The organism is Streptomyces sp. NBC_01275, assembly GCF_026340655.1.
Taxonomy (GTDB): domain Bacteria; phylum Actinomycetota; class Actinomycetes; order Streptomycetales; family Streptomycetaceae; genus Streptomyces.
This window is the reverse complement of the sequence record NZ_JAPEOZ010000001.1, coordinates 9,927,032-9,946,185: the sequence shown is the minus strand read 5'-3', so window position 1 is coordinate 9,946,185 and position 19,154 is coordinate 9,927,032. Positions and strand designations below refer to the sequence as shown.

The 19,154-nt window shown below is 70.7% G+C and carries 18 protein-coding genes; 5 read left to right on the top strand and 13 right to left on the bottom strand.

What is annotated here, in order from left to right; genetic code table 11:
* Positions 1 to 52: 52 nt before the first annotated feature.
* Entirely contained in the window at positions 53 to 451 is a 399-nt protein-coding gene (locus OG562_RS43610; RefSeq protein ID WP_266408137.1) for a nuclear transport factor 2 family protein, read from the bottom strand.
* Positions 452 to 494: 43 nt separating this feature from the next.
* Positions 495 to 890, bottom strand: coding sequence for a nuclear transport factor 2 family protein (locus OG562_RS43605; protein ID WP_266408135.1), 396 nt, complete (start codon positions 888 to 890; stop codon positions 495 to 497).
* A gap of 161 nt (positions 891 to 1,051) precedes the next feature.
* Here OG562_RS43605 and OG562_RS43600 point away from each other — a divergent pair, with 161 nt between their 5' ends.
* Positions 1,052 to 2,098, top strand: a complete 1,047-nt coding sequence (locus OG562_RS43600) for a cyclase family protein (RefSeq protein WP_266408134.1) — start codon at positions 1,052 to 1,054, stop codon at positions 2,096 to 2,098.
* An 89-nt stretch (positions 2,099 to 2,187) separates the two neighbouring features.
* Here OG562_RS43600 and OG562_RS43595 read toward each other — a convergent pair whose 3' ends face one another.
* The gene (locus OG562_RS43595; RefSeq protein ID WP_266408131.1) at positions 2,188 to 4,191 is read right to left on the bottom strand and encodes a dehydrogenase E1 component subunit alpha/beta; all 2,004 of its coding nucleotides are present in this window, start codon (positions 4,189 to 4,191) and stop codon (positions 2,188 to 2,190) included.
* A gap of 198 nt (positions 4,192 to 4,389) precedes the next feature.
* Between OG562_RS43595 and OG562_RS43590 the strand changes: the two genes are divergently transcribed.
* On the top strand, positions 4,390 to 5,097 hold the full coding sequence (locus OG562_RS43590) for a TetR/AcrR family transcriptional regulator (protein WP_266408129.1): 708 nt from the start codon (positions 4,390 to 4,392) through the stop codon (positions 5,095 to 5,097).
* A 58-nt stretch (positions 5,098 to 5,155) separates the two neighbouring features.
* On the opposite strand, the gene OG562_RS43585 is transcribed toward OG562_RS43590, so the two are convergent.
* Genes OG562_RS43585 through OG562_RS43575 form a run of 3 tightly spaced genes read right to left on the bottom strand, consistent with a single transcriptional unit; the run spans position 5,156 to position 8,200 of the window.
* On the bottom strand, positions 5,156 to 6,310 hold the full coding sequence (locus OG562_RS43585; RefSeq protein WP_266408126.1) for an acyl-CoA dehydrogenase family protein: 1,155 nt from the start codon (positions 6,308 to 6,310) through the stop codon (positions 5,156 to 5,158).
* A gap of 1 nt (position 6,311) precedes the next feature.
* Positions 6,312 to 7,370, bottom strand: a complete 1,059-nt coding sequence (locus tag OG562_RS43580) for an alcohol dehydrogenase catalytic domain-containing protein (protein ID WP_266408123.1) — start codon at positions 7,368 to 7,370, stop codon at positions 6,312 to 6,314.
* Positions 7,371 to 7,411: 41 nt separating this feature from the next.
* On the bottom strand, positions 7,412 to 8,200 hold the full coding sequence (locus OG562_RS43575) for an enoyl-CoA hydratase/isomerase family protein (RefSeq protein ID WP_266408120.1): 789 nt from the start codon (positions 8,198 to 8,200) through the stop codon (positions 7,412 to 7,414).
* 173 nt (positions 8,201 to 8,373) lie between these two features.
* Between OG562_RS43575 and OG562_RS43570 the strand changes: the two genes are divergently transcribed.
* Complete coding sequence (locus tag OG562_RS43570) at positions 8,374 to 9,912, top strand: long-chain fatty acid--CoA ligase (RefSeq protein ID WP_266408118.1); 1,539 nt, start codon at positions 8,374 to 8,376, stop codon at positions 9,910 to 9,912.
* On the top strand, positions 9,909 to 10,679 hold the full coding sequence (locus OG562_RS43565; protein ID WP_266408116.1) for an SDR family NAD(P)-dependent oxidoreductase: 771 nt from the start codon (positions 9,909 to 9,911) through the stop codon (positions 10,677 to 10,679). Before OG562_RS43570 ends, OG562_RS43565 begins: the two co-directional genes overlap by 4 nt.
* A 159-nt stretch (positions 10,680 to 10,838) precedes the next feature.
* Here the strand turns inward: OG562_RS43565 and OG562_RS43560 are convergent, their stop codons facing one another.
* The 6 genes from OG562_RS43560 to OG562_RS43535 all read right to left on the bottom strand — a co-directional run bounded on the left by OG562_RS43560 (position 10,839) and on the right by OG562_RS43535 (position 16,053).
* Positions 10,839 to 11,807, bottom strand: coding sequence for an LLM class flavin-dependent oxidoreductase (locus tag OG562_RS43560; protein WP_266408114.1), 969 nt, complete (start codon positions 11,805 to 11,807; stop codon positions 10,839 to 10,841).
* The gene (locus tag OG562_RS43555) at positions 11,800 to 12,087 is read right to left on the bottom strand and encodes a DUF1330 domain-containing protein (RefSeq protein ID WP_266409848.1); all 288 of its coding nucleotides are present in this window, start codon (positions 12,085 to 12,087) and stop codon (positions 11,800 to 11,802) included. Before OG562_RS43555 ends, OG562_RS43560 begins: the two co-directional genes overlap by 8 nt.
* A 157-nt stretch (positions 12,088 to 12,244) precedes the next feature.
* On the bottom strand, positions 12,245 to 12,754 hold the full coding sequence (locus OG562_RS43550) for a DoxX family protein (RefSeq protein WP_266408111.1): 510 nt from the start codon (positions 12,752 to 12,754) through the stop codon (positions 12,245 to 12,247).
* Positions 12,755 to 12,851: 97 nt separating this feature from the next.
* Entirely contained in the window at positions 12,852 to 14,117 is a 1,266-nt protein-coding gene (locus OG562_RS43545; RefSeq protein ID WP_266408108.1) for an amidohydrolase family protein, read from the bottom strand.
* 334 nt (positions 14,118 to 14,451) lie between these two features.
* A complete protein-coding gene (locus tag OG562_RS43540; protein WP_266409847.1) occupies positions 14,452 to 15,213 on the bottom strand; it encodes an IclR family transcriptional regulator in 762 nt (253 codons plus the stop codon).
* Between the two features lie 198 nt (positions 15,214 to 15,411).
* Positions 15,412 to 16,053 carry a TetR/AcrR family transcriptional regulator gene (locus OG562_RS43535; protein WP_266408107.1) on the bottom strand — a complete coding sequence of 214 codons (642 nt, stop codon included), beginning with the start codon at positions 16,051 to 16,053 and terminating at the stop codon, positions 15,412 to 15,414.
* Between the two features lie 450 nt (positions 16,054 to 16,503).
* Here OG562_RS43535 and OG562_RS43530 point away from each other — a divergent pair, with 450 nt between their 5' ends.
* On the top strand, positions 16,504 to 17,961 hold the full coding sequence (locus OG562_RS43530; protein ID WP_266408106.1) for an MFS transporter: 1,458 nt from the start codon (positions 16,504 to 16,506) through the stop codon (positions 17,959 to 17,961).
* Positions 17,962 to 18,137: 176 nt separating this feature from the next.
* Here OG562_RS43530 and OG562_RS43525 read toward each other — a convergent pair whose 3' ends face one another.
* Complete coding sequence (locus OG562_RS43525) at positions 18,138 to 18,932, bottom strand: hypothetical protein (protein ID WP_266408104.1); 795 nt, start codon at positions 18,930 to 18,932, stop codon at positions 18,138 to 18,140.
* Positions 18,933 to 19,154: the final 222 nt, after the last annotated feature.

The window sequence follows — 19,154 nt, the reverse complement described above, 5'->3', positions numbered from 1 at the left end:
GGTCGGGGCTGCTGAACCATCCCCGACCGGCCCCGCCGTCTCGCACTCGGCGCTACTGCAGGAAGGTCGTCACCCGCCGCTGGAACCGCCAGACGCCGTCACGCCGGCTGAGCGTGTCGTCGTAGCGGCCCACGAGCAGCACCGCCCAGCCCGCCTCGCCGCGCTGGAAGAACGCGAGGTTGCTCACGGCGGTCGCCTCGTCCTGCGTCCACGAGGTGACGACGGTGTTGGCCGTCAGGTGGAGTTGGGGCTGGGTCGGGGCGAAGGCCGAGTACCCCTTGCGTATGGCCTCCTGGCCTTCGAAGGTGCCGATGCCGGCGATCTCGGCGACGCCGTCGGGCCAGAACAGCTCGGCCACGTCGTCGAGGCGTCCGGTGTCCAGCGCCTGTGCGTAGGCGGCGATCGCGGCCTGGACGTTCGCCGCGACCGAGGCCTCGGTCGATGTGCTCATCTCGCTCCCAAGGGTGAGAGGGTGGGACTACTGGACAGGGGGACTACTGGAAGGTGGTGCTCCTGCGGTGCAGCCGCCACCCGCCCTCGTCACGGCGCAGCGTGTCCTCGTAGTGCCCGACGAGCTGCACCGCCCAGCCGGACTCGCCCCGCTGGAGGAAGGCCACGTCGCTGGTCGCGGTCGCCTCGCCCTCGGCCCGGGAGACGACGACGGTGTTGGTCACCAGGTGCAGCTGCGGCTGCGTCGGCGCCCACGACTTGAAGGCCTCGCGCAGCGCGTCATGCCCCTCGATGGGGTCCATGCCCGGCAGTTCCAGCACCGCGTCGGGGGTGTACAGCGCGACGACGTCGTCCGTACGTCCGGCGTCCTGGGCCTGGGTGTGCGCCCCTATCACGGATCGCACGCCCGCCGCGACCCACGCCGCTGTGGAATCACTCATTAGTTCCTCCAGATTGTTTCGACCACACAGTCTATTGCTCTTGGCGAGATTAAGGGAGAGGCTACTCACCACAGCATCAAAGATTTGTTGACCGAACGGTACAATCTCCATAGCATACTGGTCGACTGTCAACGTGGACCGTCGCACGAGGAGGCAACATCGTGACCAAGCGTTGGAAGCAGCGTCCGCCCGGCTCGACCTGGGGCGAGTTCGGTGAGGACGACGAGCTGGGGCGCATCAACCTGCTGACCCCGCAGAAGGTCCTGCAGGGGGTGCGGGAGGTGGAGCACGGGATCACCTTCAGCCTGAGCCTGCCGCTCGACTATCCGGGCGGGACGGCCCTGAACCAGCGGCGCTACCCGCCGATCCTGCGGCCCACCGAGGACCTCCAGCACAAGCAGGACGTCTTCTACAACATCAGGGCGAGCGAGCACTTCTCGCCCGACCTCATCGACGTGTGGTCCGACGACGTGGTCACCCTGTGGCTGCAGTACTCGACGCAGTGGGACTCCCTCGCCCACCAGGGCGCCGAGTTCGACGCCGACGGCGACGGGGTCGCCGAGCCGGTCTACTACAACGGCTACCGGCCCGACGCCGACATCGTCGGGCCCCAGGACGACGCCAAGGGCGACGGCAGCGGCAGCGTCGGGTTCGCCCGCCACCTGGGCCTGGAGCACATGGCCCAGCACGGCGTCCAGGGCCGCGGCGTCCTCATCGACATCGCCCACCACCTGGGCACCGGCTATCAGGCGGTCAACTTCGCCCAGCTCCAGGAGATCATGGCGGCGGACGAGGTCGTGGTCGAGCCCGGCGACATCCTCCTGCTGCACACGGGCTTCGCCACCCAGATCCTCGCCTGGGAGAAGAACCCCGACCCCGTGGCCATCCACCAGACGGCGGCCTACCTCGACGCGGACGACCCGGAGCTGCTCGCCTGGATCGCCGAGTCGCAGATCTCCGCCATCGCGTCGGACAACTACGCGATCGAGGGCGTGGGGGTCACCCAGGCCCAGGGCCCCCACACCCTGCTGCCGCTGCACCATCTGTGCCTGTTCAAGCTGGGCGTCCCGATGGGCGAGCTGTGGTACCTGCACGACCTGGCGGCCTGGCTGCGCGAGCACCGCCGCAGCCGCTTCCTGCTCACCGCGCCCCCGCTGAACCTGCCGGGGACGCAGGGCAGCCCGCTGACGCCGGTCGCCACCGTCTGACGGCCCGACACCGGCGAAGGGCCCCCGGGATCCGATCCCGGGGGCCCTTCGCCGTGTACGTCGTGAAAGGCCCGCTCCGGCCGCACGGCTCAGACGGCCGCGATCCGCCGTACCGTCTCCGCGATGGTGTCCCGGGACGGGAGCCACAGGCGTTCCAGCGACGGGGCGTACGGGGCCGGCATCGACGGCGGCGCCACCCGGGTGACCGGTGCGTCGAGATGCCAGAAGCCCTCGTCGACGGCGAGCGCGGCCAGCTCCGCGCCGACCCCGAAGTCCCGTACCGCCTCGTGTGCGATGACCAGGCGGTTGGTCTTGGCGAGGGAGGCGAGGACGGTCTCGCGGTCCAGCGGGGAGATCGTCCGCAGGTCGACGACCTCGACGCTCACGCCCTCGGCCGCGAGCAGCTCGGCGGCGGCCAGGCAGTCCTGGACCATCCGCGACCAGGAGACGAGGGTGACGTCCGTGCCCTCGCGGACGACCTTCGCCCTGCCCAGCGGCACCAGGTGGTCCTCCGGCGGGCGCGGGCCCTTGAGGCCGTACTGCAGGCGGTTCTCCACGAAGACCACCGGGTTGGGGTCCTGGATGGCGGCGCGCAGCAGACCGTAGGTGTCGGCGGGGTTGGAGGGCATCACCACGGTCAGGCCGGGGATGTGGGCGAGGAGCGCCTCCAGGCTCTGCGAGTGCTGGCTGCCGGAGGAGCGGCCGGCCCCGAACTGGGTGCGCACGACGAGCGGCAGGGAAGCCCGGCCGCCGGTCATGAAGCGGAGCTTGGCGGCCTGGTTGAGCAGCATGTCGAGGCAGACGCCGATGAAGTCCATGTACATGATCTCGACGACCGGCTTCATCCCGGCCATGGCCGCCCCGACCGCCGTGCCGAGGATGGCGCTCTCGCTGATCGGGGTGTCCCGTACCCGGCCGGGGAAGGCCTCGGCGAGGCCGCGGGTGAGGCCGAAGACGTTGCCGCCCGCGCCGACGTCGATCCCGGCGACGAAGACGGACGGATCCGCCGTCAACTCGTGCTCCAGGGCGAGGCGTACGGCGTCCATGGAGCGGAAGATCTCGCCCTGGGCCGGAGCGGGCTCGGGCACGGCCGTGCGGGGTGCGGAGACGAAGTCGTACAGCGTCTCCGGGGCGGGCTCGGACAGACCGCGCGCCCACTGCACCGCCGCCTCGATCTCGTTGTCGATCTCCTCGTCGACGGCGTCGGCGAGGGCGGCCGGCACGCCCGCCTCGGCCAGAGCGCGGCGGGCGACCAGCAGCGGGTCGCGCTCCTTGGCGGCGGCGACCTCCTCGGAGCTGCGATAGCGCTCGGGGTCGCCCTCGTAGTGGCCGTGCCACCGGTAGGTCTCCGCCTCCACCAGCACCGGGCCGCCGCCCTTGCGCAGCCTGTCGACGACGTCGGTCATCATCCCGGCCACCGCGAGGACGTCGTTGCCGTCGACGTGCGCGTAGCCGATGCCGTACCCGGCGGCGCGGGCGGAGAGCGGGGCGCGGTGCTGCTCGGAGGCGGGCGAGAACTCGGAGTAGTGGTTGTTCTCGCAGAGGAAGACGACGGGCAGGTCCCATACGGCGGCCAGGTTCACCGCCTCGTGGAACATGCCCTGGGCGACCGCGCCGTCCCCGAAGAACGCCACCACCACGTCGCCGGCGGCGCGCAGCTTGGCGGCGGTGGCCACGCCGGCGGCGATGGGCAGGCCCGCGCCGACGATGCCGTTGGCGCCGTAGATCCCGAGGCCGGGGTCCGCGATGTGCATCGAGCCGCCACGGCCATGACAGGTGCCCGCGTCCTTGCCCATCAGCTCGGCCATCATCGAGGCGGAGTCCAGGCCCTTGGCCAGGACATGCCCGTGACCGCGGTGGGTGGAGGTGATGCCGTCGCGTTCTCCCAGCGGCCAGCAGGCGCCCACGGCGGTGGCCTCCTGTCCGATGGACAGGTGCAGGAAGCCTGGGATCTCCGTCGCCTTGTACAGGTCGGAAGCCCGCTCCTCGAAGCGGCGGATGCGGCGCATCCGACGGTACATTTCCAGGAGTTGCTCCGCGTGTGCGGATCGGGTCCCGACGCCCGCGTCGGTGAACTGAGGTGCCTGAATCATGCGCGTCCTCGCAATGTTCGCGCAGATGGCGCGACCCCGCGCCCTCTGAGTCCGTCTTTTAATGTACCGTCTGGTCTAGCAAACTAAAGTGACGGCGTCCCCTGATCCGCTGTCCCCCCAGGCGTCCCCCGAGGCCGCCCGGAGCGGCTCCGGGGTGGAGTCGGTTCGACACGTCGTCTCGTGCAGGGGAGAGATGCGATGCCACGACCGCCTGGTCATGGACCGGACTTCGAGGTCCGACGCCAGAAGATCATCGACACGGCCGCCGAGCTGTTCGCCCGCCAGGGCTACGCGGCGACGTCCGTCAACGACTTGGGCCGCGCCGTGGGGCTCGCCAAGGGAGCGCTGTACTACTACATCGGCTCCAAGGAGAACCTGCTGATCGAGATCCAGTCGCGGGTGATGAGCCCGCTGCTGGCCCGCGCCCGCCAGATCGCCGAGCTCGACGCGGACCCGCTGCTTCGGTTGCGGCTGCTGTCCGAGTCGCTGCTGACGATCATCTACCACCGGCTCGATCACATCTGGGTCTACGAGCACGACTACCGCTCGCTCAGCGGCAGCGAGCTGGAGACCCTGATGGGACAGCGCGCCGACTTCGAGCGGCTGATCACGGGCCTGCTCACCGAGGCCGCCGAGCAGGGCGCCTTCCGTATGCCGGAACCGCGCCTGGCCACCCTGCAGTTCCTCAATCTGCACAACCACACCTACCAGTGGGTGCGGCCGGGCGGCCGCTGGGACCCGGCGTATCTGTCGCGCGCGTACTGCGCGACCCTGTTCCGCGGCTTCGGCGCGGCCGAGAGCAGCCTCGACGACGCCGAGGAACGGGCCGCGGCGTTCAAGGCCGACCGGCAGGAACTGCCGCTCGACCCCGAGGCCGTGTGGACCGCGGTCCCGGTCGGCGGCTGAACCGGTCCCGCGGTGCGCTCCGGCGCATCGCGGGACCCCGGTCCCCCTCATGGCCGGCTCACGCCTGCTTCACCAGGGCCCTGGCGATGACGTTGCGCTGGATCTCGTTCGTGCCCTCGCCGATCTCGAGGATCTTCGCGTCGGCGTAGAAGCGGGAGATCTCCGACTCCCGTACGTAGCCGTAGCCGCCGTGGATCTGCACGGCCTGGGAGGCGGCGCGGTTGGCGACCTCGGACGCGTACACCTTGGCCATCGCGGCCTCGGTGCCGTACGGGCGGCCCTGGTCGGCGAGCCAGGCGGCGCGGTAGACCATCCAACGGGCCGCCTCGACCTCGGTGCCCATGTCGGCGATCTTGTGCGCGACGGCCTGGAAGCCCGACAGCGGGCGCCCGAACTGGTGGCGTTCCGTCGCGTGCTTGACGGAGAGGGCCAGGGCCGCCTTGGCCAGCGACAGCCCCAGGGCGGCGACGCTGATCCGGCCCTTGTCCAGCACCGACAGGAACTGGCGCAGCCCGTTGCCCTCCTCCCCGATCAGATGGTCCTCGGGAATCCAGCAGTCGTCGAAGACCAGCTCCCGGGTGTCCATGGCGTGCCAGCCGAGCTTCTTGAGCTTGGGGCCGCAGCTGTAGCCGGGGGTTCCGGTGGGCACGTAGAACGTGGCGTACCGTTTGCCGCCGTCCTCGCCCCGGCCGGTCACGGCGAGCAGGGTGACGCCCTGACTGATGTCGGTGCCGGCGTTGGTGATGAACATCTTGGTGCCGTTGATCAGCCAGCCGCCGTCCGCCCGGCGGGCGGTGGTGGCGATGCCGGCCGCGTCGGAGCCGGCGTCGGGCTCGGTGAGGCCGAACGCCCCGATCGCCTCGCCTCTGGCCAGCGGTCCCAGCCAGCGCTGCTTCTGCGTGTGGGTGCCGTAGGCGAGCAGGGGCAGGCTGGCGATGGTGGAGTGCGCGTTCCAGGAGGAGGCCACCGACTGGTCGGCCGCGCCCAGCTCCTCCATGACCGCGACATAGGACACGGTGTCGGAGCCGGCACCGCCGTACTCCTCGGGCACGAGCATGCCCATCAGGCCGAGCTCGCCGAGCTTGGTGAAGACATGGGTCGGGAAGTGCTCGCTCTCGGACCACCCGGCGGCGTGCGGGGCGATCTCCTTGGCCGCGAACTCACGGACCATGTCCTGAAGGTCCCGGGTCTCCTCCGGCAGGTCGAAATCCATGTCACAGTCCCTTCGGGGTCAGCAGAACCTTGAGATGGCGGGCCCGGTCGGCGGCCAGGTCCGCGAAGACCGCGGCTCCTTCGGAGAGCGGGAAGCGTCCGGTGACCAGGGGTGAGGCGTCCAGGCGCCCCGTGCTCATGAGGTCGATCACGCGGGGGATGTCGTGGTGGTAGCCGAGCGTGCCGAGGACGGAGCGCTCGTAGAAGACGAGCTGTCCCATGTCGAACTCGACCTTTCCGTGGCCGACGCCCGCCAGGACGACCCGCCCGCCGCGGCGGACGGCGGCGACGGCCTCGGCGGCCAGCGCGGGCACCCCGGTCGCGTCGATCACGACGTCCGGTCCGACGCGGGCCGTCCGCAGGAACACCTCGCGGCGTACGTCGCTCTCGCGCGGGTCGAAGGCCTCGGTGACGCCGAGTTCGAGGAGCCTCTCCCTGCGCTCCTTGAGCGGCTCGCTCACATACAGCCCGGCCGCGCCCGCCAGCCTCGCCGCGAGGACCACGGCGAAGCCGATGGGGCCGCCGCCGACGACCAGGACGTTGTCGCCGGGCCGCACTCCCCCGCGGGTGACCGCGTGCAGGCCGACGGCGAGCGGCTCGGCCACGGCCGCCATCTCGTCGCTGACCTGGTCGGGCAGGCGGGTCAGGCCGGCGATCGGAACGGTGACCCGGTCCGCGAAGGCGCCGGGTGAGGCGAGCCCCACCGAGCCGCTCCTGGGGCAGATGTGGTACTCGCCGCGCACACACCAGTAGCAGACCCCGCAGCGCCACACCGGGTCGGCGGCCACCCGGTCGCCGACCGTGATGCCCGGCACGTCCGCGCCCAACGCGACCACCGTGCCGCTGAGTTCATGGCCGAGGGCGAGCGGCGGGCTGGCGCCGGTGAGCGGATGCGGACCGACCCGGATCATGTGGGGACCTTCGAGGAACTCGTGCAGGTCGGTACCGCACACCCCGCACCAGGCCACCTCCACGACCGCCTGGTGCGGTTGCGGCTCCGGCGGATCGGGCAGCTCCTCCAGCCGCAGATCCCGCGCGCCATGCCAGCGCAGCGCTTTCATCTCTCCACCCCTTTTCGTGTCGTACGGCCTCTGCGGCGCGCCTATGCGTCCCCGTCGGAGCCGGTGAACCGCGCCTTGCCGGGGCCGTGTTCGAGGAACGAGCGGATTCCGGCGGCGGCGTCCTGCGTGCCGAACACCCCGGTGAACAGGGACCGTTCGAGAGCGAGCCCGGCGGACAGGCCGACGTCGCCGCCGTGGTCGACCGCCTCCTTGATCGCCTCCAGAGCGGCGGGCGGCCCCTCGGCGAGCCGGCGGGCGTAGCCGAGCGCGGTGTCCAGGACCGCGTCCGGGCGGACGACCTCGTCGACGAGACCGAGCCGGAGCGCCTCCTCGGCGCCCACCCGGCGGCCGGTCATCAGCAGGTTCTTCGCCCGCGAGGGCCCGATCAGCCGGACCAGCCGCTGGGTGCCGCCCGAACCCGGCATGATGCCCAGCTGCACCTCGGGCTGACCGAGGATCGCGTCGTCGGCCGCCACCCGATAGTCGGCGGCCAGGGCCAGTTCCATGCCTCCGCCGAGCGCGTACCCGGTGACGGCCGCCACGACCGGCATCGGCAGCCGGGCGATCTCGTCGAAGGTCCGCTGCAGGGCGCGGTTCCAGCCGCGCACCTCCTCGGGACGCATCGCGGCCAACGCCTTGATGTCTGCCCCTGCGGCGAACAGCCGCTCCCCTCCGTAGAGGACCACCGCCCGTACGGCGTCGTCGTCCGCCAGTCGGCGCGCGCACGCGGAGAGCGCCTCCCGCTGGAGGGAGTCGAACGCGTTCATCGGCGGATGGTCGAGGCGGACCGTGGCGACGGGTCCGTCGGTGTCCAGGAGGATGCGTGGCACGTGAGCCTTCCTCGTCTGCGGAGGAGCGAGATCGCCGGTGCCCGGACGGTTGTCGCTCGGCGCGCGTCGTCGTAGAGTGCGGATGGTTTTATAGACCAAGAGGTACACTAAATCTTGGGAGCGAGCAACCGACCGGTCGGGACATTCCTGACCGCCGAGCCGAGAGAGTTGCCGTGCACAATTTCGCGAGCATCCTCGATTACCACCTGTCTCAACGACCTGATGCCGTGGTCGTCGTACAGGAAAAGCAGCGCCTGACCGTCCGTCAGCTGCACGAGCGAGTGAACCGGCTGGCCGCCGGTCTGTCCGAGCTGGGCGTCGGACGCGGTGACGTCGTCGGTCTGCTGCTCTACAACCAGCCGGAGTTCCTGGAGCTGGTCTACGCGGTGAACCGGATCGGCGCGGTGTTCCTGCCGTTGAACTACCGGCTTTCCGAGGAGGAATGGCAGTACATCCTGGGCCACGCGCAGGCCAAGGTCCTCGTGACGGAGCCGGAGTTCGTCCGCGCAGCGGACCGGATCCTCTCGGACCTGCCCGGCCTGGCGCACCGGATCCAGGTCGGCGGCGATACGACGGCGGAGGCCTGGACGGGCTACGAGGACCTGCTCGCGCGCCACCCCGGCGCGCGCGTGGAACCGGTGGAGGCCGGGCCGGACGAGCTCCAGCGCCTGATGTACACCTCCGGCACCACGGCACGCCCCAAGGGCGTGTGCCTCACCCACGCCAACGTGCAGGCCAAGAACCTGGCCCACATCGTCCACTTCGGTCTGACCGCGGCCGACACCACGCTGGTCTGCGGACCGCTGTACCACGTCGGCGGGCTCGACATGCCCGCGCTGGCGACCCTGTACGCGGGCGGAAGCGTGGTGCTCCAGCGCAAGTTCGACGCGGCCGGCGCCCTGCGCGCGATCGAGGAGCACGGCGTCACCAACGTGTGGCTGGCGCCCGCCATGGTCAACGCGGTCCTGGAAGTGCCCGACCGCGAGTCCTACGACACCCGCTCGGTGCGCTTCGTCCTCGGCGGCGGCGAGAAGACCCCCGAACCCGTGCTGCGCCGCATCATGAGCGCCTTCCCCGGCGCCTGGTTCGCCGACGCCTACGGCCTCACCGAGACGGTCTCCGGCGACACCTTCCTCGACCGCGCCCACGCCCTCACCAAACTGGGCTCGGTCGGACGCCCGGTCCCGCACACCCGGATCAGGATCGTCGACGACACCGGCAAGGAGGTCCCGGCGGGCGAGCTCGGCGAGATCACGCTGCGCGGCCCGAAGGTCTTCGCGGGCTACTGGCGCGACGAGCAGGCCACCGCCGCGGTCCTGCGGGACGGCTGGTTCCACACTGGGGACATCGGACACGTCGACGAGGACGGCTTCCTCTACATCGACGACCGCAAGAAGGACATGATCGTCTCCGGCGGCGAGAACATCGCCACGCCCGAGGTCGAACGCGTCCTGTACGCGCACCCCGCCGTGCTGGAGGCCGCCGTCGTCGGCCTGACGCATCCCCGCTGGGGCGAGGTGCCGCGGGCGTTCGTGGTGCTGCGGCCCGAGGCGAACGCCGGGGCGGAGGAGCTCCGGGAGTTCTGCCGGGCCCGGCTGGCCCGGTTCAAGGTGCCGGCCCGTTTCGACTTCGTCGACGAGCTGCCCCGTACTCCCTCGGGCAAGGTCCTCAAGCGGACCCTGCGCGACCTTCCCACGGAGAGCCCGTCATGAGCAGCGTGAACACGGAACTGCGCCTGGACCGCAAGACCGCCTGGGTGACCGGGGCCGGCAAGGGCCTCGGCCGGGCGATCGCCGTCGCCCTGGCCCAGGCGGGGGCGACCGTGGCGGTGACGGCGCGCACCCCGTCGGACCTCGAGACGTTGGCGTCCGAGCTCGGCGGGCACGGCGCCAAGGTGCTGGTCGTGCCCGGATCCGTCGCCGACTCGACCGCCGTGCGGGACATGGTCGAGCGGATCACCCAGTGGACCGGCCGCCTGGACGCGGTGATCAACTGCGCCGGCATCAGCCCTCGCTTCACCCGCAGCGAGTGGGTCACCGACGACGACTGGCGCCAGGTCCTCGACGTCAATCTGCAGGGCACCTTCCACTGCTGCCGTGAGGCCGGCAAGGTGATGCTGGAACAGGGCTCGGGCTCGATCGTCAACGTCTCGTCGGTGCACGCCAGCAGCGGTTTCGAACGGATCGCCGCTTACGCCGCCAGCAAGGGCGGGGTCGAGGCCCTCACCAAGTCCCTCGCCGTCGAATGGGCCGACCGGGGGGTCCGCGTCAACGCCCTGGCACCGGGCTACTTCCACACCGACCTCAGCTCCGGGCTCCTGGAGAGCCGCTGGGGCGACCAGATCGTACAGAACACCCCGCTGGGCCGGGTGGGCAGCGCCGAGGAACTCGGCGGCGCGGCGGTGTTCCTCGCCTCGGACGCCTCCCGCTTCGTCACCGGAACCACCCTCACCGTGGACGGCGGCTGGACCGCACGGTGAGCGGACGCGCGCCGGCGACGAGCAGGACGCCGGGCGCGCGAACACCGTCGGCTCCGCCCGCAGAAACGGGCGGAGCCGACGTGGCGTCCGGGGGAGGCGTCTGGAGGGTGCCTGGGGGAGGCGTCCGGGGGCGTCAGGTCAGGCGCCCCCGGACGGGCGTCAGGTCAGGCGCGCGGTCGCGAAGGCCGTCAGCTCGCGGGCGACGTCCGGCCCGCCGGGCGTGTAGATGATCTCGCGGAAGCCGTCGTCGGCCAGGCGCGCGAGATGCCGCCGGACGCCGTGCACGTCGCCGACCATGGTCGTGTGGTCGATGTGCTCCAGCAACTCGCGGTCACGGGGCGGCAGATGGGTGACGTGGCCTTCGAAGGTCAGCAGATGGCGTGACCCCGCCGGGGCGAGCGCCTCGATCGTCTCCCGCCACCGTCGGCCGCCCGGCAGGGCGTCCACGGCCTCGGCGCCGCCATGGGCGTAGGCGTTGTGCCAGCCCACGACCCTCCAGGGTCCGATCGCACGGCGCACCCGGTCGCTGCCCGGGTCCTCGCCCGGCTCCAGAACGGTCCCGGACACCAGGGTCGCCGTGGGAAGGTCGGGGTGGACGGGGCCGATGACCCCGTCGGCGACGTCGGACGCCAGCTCGGCGCCGCGAGGCCCGAACGCGCTGAGCCACAGGGGAACGTTCATCGGGCGGGACTGCGCGAGCCCGTCCGCGTGGAGCATGCGGACGGGCTCGCCGTTCACCGACGCCGTTTCCCCCGCGAGCAGTCGGCGCAGCGAGGAGACGTAGTCGCCCAGCGCCTGCAACCGCATGGGCGACTGCCCGACGGTCAGGCGAGCGGTGAAGCCGGTGCCGAAGCAGGGCCGGAAACGCCCGCCGGAGAGTCGTGCGACCGTGGCGATCGCCGAGGCCGTCGCCATGACCTCGCGTTGCGCCGGGATGAGCACGGCGGCGCCCAGGTCGATACGGCTGGTGCGTTCGGCGGCGAGCGCCAGGTGCACGAACGGGTCCTCCCACAGGGCGGCCGAGTCGTAGATCCATGCCCGGCGGTAGCCGAGCTGTTCGGCCAGCACCACGAGATCGGCGAACTCGGGCCCCGGCGGCAGCCCGCAGGACAACTCGGGTTCAGTCATGAGGCGGCTCGAAACCGCTCACCAGCACCATGTGCGACTCGGCCGCGGCCTGTCGCAGGGGTCTGGCCGCGGTGTAGGCGTCGGAGTCGTACCAGGCGCGGGCCGCTTCGACGGACTCGAATTCGAGAACGACCGTGCGGTTTCCGTGCCATTCGCCTTCCAGCACCTCGTATTGCGAGTCGACGACCAGTGGCCTGGCCCCGCTCTCGGCCATGGAGGGCGCCGCCGCCCGGCTGTACGCCGCCATTCCCTCGTCGTCCTTGATTGCTTCGGTCAGGATGACGTATCCCTTGGCACCGAGGTTCTCCTGAGAATCGTGCGAGTCGAGGATCTCTTCTCGGAGTCTCCTGAAGGACTCTCGTGAAGGAGTCTCCTGATGAAGTCTCTTGAAGGACCCTCTTGAGGGTCCCCCTTGATGAAATGCGGCGGTGAGCCGCTCAGCCGGCCTCGCCCTCGGCGACCGCGGGCGGCCGGTAGGACGCGGCGAGGAGGCCCGCCGCTGCGCCCGCGCCCGCCGCCGCCGCGCCCACGGCCCACCAGGCGCCGGCGACCTCGAGTCCGAGCACGCCGTCCAGCGACCACGCGCCGGGTCCGGCGGACGCGACGCCGACGGCCACCAGGGCGACGAGCAGCACGTACTCGCAACCGCCCTTGAAGACGAAGTAGCCCTTGCCCCGGTGATCGGTGAGGGCGGCCACGAGCATCAGGCCCACGTACGCGGCGCAGGCCAGGCCCGTCAGGAGGCCGGCGCCGAGGAGGACTCCCGCTGCGATCTCCATGGCCGCGGCGAGCCGTGCGTGCAGCCATGCCGGACGCAACCCGAGTGAGGCGAACCAGGCGGTCGTGCCGCCGAGTCCACCGGGCCCGAAGGCCTTGTTCGACCCGTGGGCGACCAGCATCAGCCCGAGGGCCAGGCGGATCACCAGCATGCCTATGTCATGGCCCATGGCCGTCTCCGACTCCTCGTCGCGTCTGGAACACCACGTCGGTCCCGGCCCCCTCGAAGGGCCGGGACCGGCGACCGGTCTGCGGTTCGGCCGCGGTTCAGGCGTCCTCGGCGACCTTCACCGGGGCCAGCTTCCTGGTCTTGTCGAAGTGCACGACGTCGGCCAGGGTGCCGCCGAGGATGGCGGCGCGGTCCTCGTCGTCGACGCCCTCGAAGTTCTCGGCGATGCAGTCCGCGCTGCTGCGGAAGGTGCCCTCGGCGTGCGGGTAGTCGTTGCCCCACATGACCGTCGACAGGCCCGTGATGTGGCGGGCCTTGACGGCCGTCGGGTCGTCCGCGAACTGCACGTGGATCTGCCGGCGGACGTACTCGGTGGGCTTGAGCGGGTAGGGCCACTTGTCGTTGATGGCGAACAGCCGTCCCATGGAGGGCTGTTCCGTCGCCGGACGGTTGTCGTCCCAGAAGCCCAGCCACCAGTCCGGGTCCTGGCCGGTGCCCGTCTTCCACGCCTTGTCCATGTAGCCCATGAAGGAGACCAGCCAGCCGGCCGTGTACTCGATCAGGTTGAAGTGCAGGTCGGGGAAGCGCTCGCACACGCCGCCGCCGACGAGGCTGGCGATGATGCCCTGCGGACCGGCCACGGCCGACCCGACCGCGCTGCCCATGGTCCGGCCCGCCACCATGTCGTCGGTCAGGTTGCCCTTGCCCATGTTCATGGACGTCATCAGGCCCCGCACGGTCACCGCCGTGTCGGACACGTCCTCCCTGACCTTCACCCCGCCGGTGGCCACGTGGATGAACACCGGCAGCCCGTGCGCCTGGGCGGCCGCCCAGACCGGGTCGTACTCCCGCGCGTAGTACGGCAGGGGCGGGATCTCCGGCAGGAGGATCGCGCCGAGCCCCAGCCTGGCGCACCGCTCGATCTCCGCCACGGCCGCGGGGACGTCCGTGAGCGGGATCGCGGCCGTCGGGCGCAGCCGGTCCTTGTACGGGAGGTAACGCTCGACGAGGTAGTCGTTCCACACGCGGGCGTGGGCCATGGAGAGCTCGTGGTCGTCGGTGAACAGGACGAACAGCGAGAGGTTGGGGAACATCACCGACGCGTCGACGCCGTCGAGGTTCATGTCCCGGATGATGTGCTCGGGATCGCCGTCCGGGGTCTCCCCGCCGGTCTGCCGGTATTTGGAGATGGTCCAGCCGTCGAACCCGATCGTGTGCAGTTTCTTGAACTCGGTGTGCCCGCCCGGAACGATCGGCTCGTCGAGCGTGAACTCCTCTTCCCACAAAGCCCGTTCCCTCATGGCCTTGGGAAGGCGGGTCTTGAACAGATCGACGGGCTCGATAATGTGCGAATCGCCCGACACGACGAATTCCTTGAACACAGGCGGTACCTCTCTCCGAACCTCATTGTCCGCTCCACAATCCACACCTGGATGATGGAAATTCACCTGCACCGATCGGTCCGGCCGCCGACGAGAGCACACCCGCGCGGAATCCCCTCGGCGGGCTCCGGATTACTTATACCGACCGGTCGTTCTACGATTATGTCTACCCCCGCTCCCCCTCTTCGTCAAGTGGCGGGACACACGCGACTGCTGACGTATTCGCGGCACTGTGCAAGGGGCTCACCGAACGCCGTCCGGCCGTGATACAGCGACCCGCGACCCGCTCGGAAGCAGGCTGCGGCGCCTCTCAGCGTTACGAGCGGTGCGAGCGATACGGGTATGGAGGGCGATTCGACTGCGCGGCGACGAAGAGTTCGTCGGACACGGACCGCACGGTGTCGGCCACCAGCGGCGCGATGCGCTCTACGGCGGAACCTCCCTCGCCCACAGCCGAGATAGCCGCGATCGGGCCGTCCGGGCCACGGATCGCCAGGCCCACGCACGCGATGTCCGGAAAGCACTCCCCTCGGTCGAGGGCCAGCCCGTTGCGGCGGCGTACGGCGCCGAGCTCCCGGTGCAGCGAGTCGAGGCGGCCGATGCTGTGCGGGGTGCGACGCTCGATCAGCCGCGCGTAGCGCGCGTCTATCTCCTCCGGGGCCAGCCAGGCGAGCATCGCCTTGCCGAGCCCCGTACAGTGCGCGACCGCCCGGCCGCCGACCCTGGACGGCACGTCCACCGCCGCCCGGCCTCCCACTTTGTCGAGATAGTAGATCTCGGGCCCGTCGAGCACCGCGAGATGGACGACCATCTTGGTGCGCACGGCCAGTTCGAGCAGTCGGGGCGCGGCGGCGGCGCGCAGGGCGCTGTGCCCGATCTCCCGTCCGCCGAGGCCGAGGGCGCGCGGTCCGAGCAGATATCCGGACACCGCGTGATGGAGCCAGTCCAGCCGGACCAGCTGGTCGAGTATCCGGTGGGTGGTCGAACGGGGCAGTCCCGTCCGGCGGGAGATCGTCTCGAGCGTGAGGCGGGTCTGGGGACGCTCGAAGAGGTCCATGATCAGCGTCACGCGCTCCATCATCGACGGGGGGAGCGCGTGCGGTTCGGTCCCGGGTCGCGAGTCAAGGCGAAGGGCAGACGTCATCGTCCGTGCCTCTCTGCTAAAACTGAAATCTATTTCAGTTTGACGCGGCGCCAAAGTACCAACGCCCCCGGTCGCGGGCCAAGAGTCGTGCACGAACGGGCATGGGCCGACGCGGGCCCGGCCATACGCCGGTCAGAGCGACCGCGCGTCCCGGTCTCCGTAGGGTGCGAGGATCAGCCTCACGGCCAGGCGCAGGTCGGCCTCCACCTGCCCGACGGAGATCTCCTCGGTCTGCGCCGCCACGAACAGGCCCCACCAGCTGTAGATGAGCAGCCGCACGGTGCTGCGGTCCTCGTCGCGGGGTTCATGGACGCCGAGCAGCCGCAGCACCGCCTGTCCGAGGCAACTGCCGGCGATGTCGTAGCGGTTGGGGACCGCGCTCGAGTACTCGGTGAACGACGACAGCGCCACGGCCGAGGCGAGCAGGGGACTGTCCAGCAGCTTCACGGTGAGCGCGATGAGCGTCTCCGCGACCTCGCCCACCCCGTCCGCCGCCCCGCCCTCGGCGTCGGCGTCGTCAGCGGCGCGGTCTTCCAGGAACAGCTCGATGCGCCATTCCAGGACCGCCGTGAACAGATGCGTCTTGGACGGGAAGTAGCGGTACAGCGTGGCGATCGCGACGCCCGCCTCCTTGGCCACGTCCAGCATCTGCACACCGGCGAGCCCCTCGCGCGCGCCGAGTTCGCCGGCGGCCCGGAGGATGGCCACCCGGCGGGCGAGCTGCCTGCGCGACACCGGTGCGGCGGGCTGCCGCGGCTCAGCGGTCCTGGCCACACCGTCTCCCAAGTCGTCGGCCCGTCCCCACGTTAGCAGCGCGAGCGCGACGCCTCACGGGCCGCCTCCGGCGCGGCCTCTCCGTGACCGGTTCCCGACGGATCCCGCGGCGCCCGGGGGGCGGTTCCCGCGGCGCCCGGGGACGAAGGCCCGGTCCACGGGGTCGGCTGCACCGCCTCAGGGTGATCTCACGGCGCGAGTGACCGCCGAGGGGCTCCCGCTGACCGGGACGGGCGTCCGGAACCGCCCGCCGGGCGCTCGAAAATCCTCCTGCGCCCCTCATTGATTGTACCGACCGTTAGGTCTACGTTACGCACGTCGCGTTCCGACAGGCCGAGGCAGACGACGTTCCCGACCGGCCTCCCCCTCCGCACACCGGCACGGCCCCGCGTGCCGGAACCGACGAGCGCCACTCTCCCCGCACCCTCCGACCACCCACGGAAGGCCCTCATGTCCGAGACCCGAACCGCTCCCCCGCAGGTCCCCGAGGCCACCCGCTCCACCACGCGCAACGCGCTCGTCGTCGTCGCACTGCTGTGGGCGGTCCAACTGGTGTCGCTCGTCGGCGCGCTGTCCGGCATCGCACAGGCCGAGGTCGCGATCCACTTCCGCACCACCCAGATCGCCTGGTTCACCCTGATGACCCTGCTGACCGGGACCTTCTTCCTGCCCTTCGTGGTCAAGGGAGCGGCCCTCTACGGCAAGAAGCGCGCCCTGCTGGTCGCCACCGGGCTCGGCCTCGTCGGCGACCTGGTCGCCGCCGTCGCCACCGACTACCGCACCCTGCTGATCGGGCGCGGCATCGCGGGCGTCTACGCGGCGGCGGCCCCCCTGGCCTACGCGATCACCCGTGACATCTTCCCCCGCCGCTGGGTCGGACTCGCCAGCGGCATCATGGCCGGCGGCGTGGGCCTCGTCGCCTTCGGCGGGCCGTTCCTGTCCGGCTGGCTCCTGGACAACCACGGCTTCCGGGGCGTGCTGTGGTTCATGGCCGTCAGCACCGCCGTCAGCTTCGTCCTGGTCGCCGTCGTCGTCCCCGAGAGCCCGGTCCGCGAACGCGGCGGCCGGATGGACTGGCTCGGCGGAGTCCTGCTCGGCGGCGGGGTCGCGGTGCTCGTCTACGCCGTCGGCCAGGGGACGCACTGGGGCTGGAGCAGCGGCAGATTCCTCGCCTTCGTCGCCGGAGGGCTGATCACGCTGATCGTCTTCGTGCTCGTCGAGCGCCGGGTCGCCGAACCGCTGTTCCCCCTCGCCATGACCCGGCGCCGCTCGGTGTGGAGCGTCCTGCTGGCCACGTCCGTGGCGGCCGGCTCGCTCAGCGCGGTCGGCGTGGTGATCCAGCTCCTGATCCTGATGCCGAAGATCCCCACCGTCTCCGAGGGGCTGGGCTGGTCCGGGACGCACAACGCCATCGTGACCAGCCCGATCAGCGCCATGATCATCGTGGCCGCGGTGGCCACCGGCGTACTCGCCCGCCGCATGGACGCCCGGATCCTGCTGGGCGCCGGCTCCGCGCTCACGGTCATCGGGTACGGCATCGGCACCCAACTCCATCACAGCGCCGCGCAGATCATCGAGATGGGCGTGATCGCCGGCGTGGGCACGGGCATGGTCCTCGCTGTCATCCCCATCATGATCATCGAGGTGGTCACTCCCGAGGAGCAGGCCCTGGCCAACGGCGCCCAGACCCTCGCGCAGGGAGTCGCGCAGATCGTCGTCTCCCAACTGGCCTTCGTCGTCATGGCCCAGAACGGAAAGGTCCTGAAGGGCACCCAGTTCTATCTGGACGCCGGCTTCACCAACGGGCTCTGGCTGGTCGTCGGATGCTGCGCGGTCGGCGCGCTGCTCGTCTTCCTGATCCCGAGAAGCAAGCGCCTCGACGAGGTGACCGTGGGTCAGGCGGCCTGACCCACCACGGCGGAGAGGGGGCGGCCGACAGGCTTCCCCCTCTCCGCGTGATCCGGCAGAACGGAGGGCGACGGATGCCGAGCGGACTCGTCGCGCCCGCACTCGGCGCGTTCGGCATCGGGCTGACCGAGTTGGACGAACCGTGGCACACCAGGCTCCGCAGCCGCCACAGAGTGTCAGTTGACGTGACGCGCCCTGACGCCGTGGGCCTCGAAGTCGTAGATGGTCTGGTTGATGCGCAGACCGTCGACGGCGCCGATCCACATGTCGTCGCGGCCCTTGCCCACCGCGGCGCTGTAGACGGTCGCTCCCTGGCCGTCGGCGTCGGCGAGCGCGGTCTTCACCTCCGCGAAGGAGCACTGATCGGCCGCCGGGCAGACCTCGCCGCCCGTCAGGTACCAGTAGCCGTTCGTGGTGGCGTCGATGAACCCGCTCCACCGGTTCGTCGCCACCGTGGACCCGTCAGGCACCCACACCAACGTGGAGTAGTTGTCGGTGGGAAGCGTGCCCAGGTTCGGGTCGATCTCGAACTTGATGTTCGGCAGGTTCCCCGTGCCCCCGTAGTCGACGTTCTCGCCGGTCTGGAAGACGTGGAAGCCGAGCTGGTCCAGGCCCTGCACCGGATCGCCGAAGAAGTCGACCTCGTTGCCGAAGTCGACCTTCTCGCTGGGAGGAGTCAGCGAAGTGGAGTCGTCCGCCACCTCGATTCCCAGACTGCCCTGCCCATACGGCGGCCTGGCCGAGGACCCCGTCACGCCGAACGAGCCGAACGGGCCGTTGCGCAGATCGGCGACGGGAGAGCCGATCGTGTTGCGGGTGATCACGCCCCAGTGTTCCGAGCGCACCCGGTCTCCGTCCGTGTCCCCGTCCGCGAGAGCGGAAACCGATCCCGAGACGGCCGAGGCGACGATCGCGGCCAGTGCCGCGACCGCGAGCACCCTTCCTCGGCCCACGCCAAAGCGAGCTTTCACGCCCACTCCTTCCAGGTAGTCGAAGGGCCAGACGCACGCCTGGCTCAGGGGCCGGACGAAGCCGGCTCCCGGCGGGCACGACCGTGCCGCCGTTCCTGACTCCCGGTATTGACCATGCCGCAGGCATATTCACAGATATGCGTACTTATACTTCGAATGGCATGCCGTTCGGGGTGCACCGCACACAGCCGAGCTTCCCCGGACCCTGCAGCCCCGCCCATG

What these genes read in the sequence shown, in the direction of transcription:
- OG562_RS43610 (WP_266408137.1), bottom strand. Translation starts at nt 451, where the DNA reads ATGAGCACATCGACCGAGGCCTCGGTCGCGGCGAACGTCCAGGCCGCG.
- OG562_RS43605 (WP_266408135.1), bottom strand. Translation starts at nt 890, where the DNA reads ATGAGTGATTCCACAGCGGCGTGGGTCGCGGCGGGCGTGCGATCCGTG.
- OG562_RS43595 (WP_266408131.1), bottom strand. Translation starts at nt 4,191, where the DNA reads ATGATTCAGGCACCTCAGTTCACCGACGCGGGCGTCGGGACCCGATCC.
- OG562_RS43590 (WP_266408129.1), top strand. Translation starts at nt 4,390, where the DNA reads ATGCCACGACCGCCTGGTCATGGACCGGACTTCGAGGTCCGACGCCAG.
- OG562_RS43585 (WP_266408126.1), bottom strand. Translation starts at nt 6,310, where the DNA reads ATGGATTTCGACCTGCCGGAGGAGACCCGGGACCTTCAGGACATGGTC.
- OG562_RS43580 (WP_266408123.1), bottom strand. Translation starts at nt 7,370, where the DNA reads ATGAAAGCGCTGCGCTGGCATGGCGCGCGGGATCTGCGGCTGGAGGAG.
- OG562_RS43565 (WP_266408116.1), top strand. Translation starts at nt 9,909, where the DNA reads ATGAGCAGCGTGAACACGGAACTGCGCCTGGACCGCAAGACCGCCTGG.
- OG562_RS43560 (WP_266408114.1), bottom strand. Translation starts at nt 11,807, where the DNA reads ATGACTGAACCCGAGTTGTCCTGCGGGCTGCCGCCGGGGCCCGAGTTC.
- OG562_RS43550 (WP_266408111.1), bottom strand. Translation starts at nt 12,754, where the DNA reads ATGGGCCATGACATAGGCATGCTGGTGATCCGCCTGGCCCTCGGGCTG.
- OG562_RS43540 (WP_266409847.1), bottom strand. Translation starts at nt 15,213, where the DNA reads ATGGAGCGCGTGACGCTGATCATGGACCTCTTCGAGCGTCCCCAGACC.
- OG562_RS43530 (WP_266408106.1), top strand. Translation starts at nt 16,504, where the DNA reads ATGTCCGAGACCCGAACCGCTCCCCCGCAGGTCCCCGAGGCCACCCGC.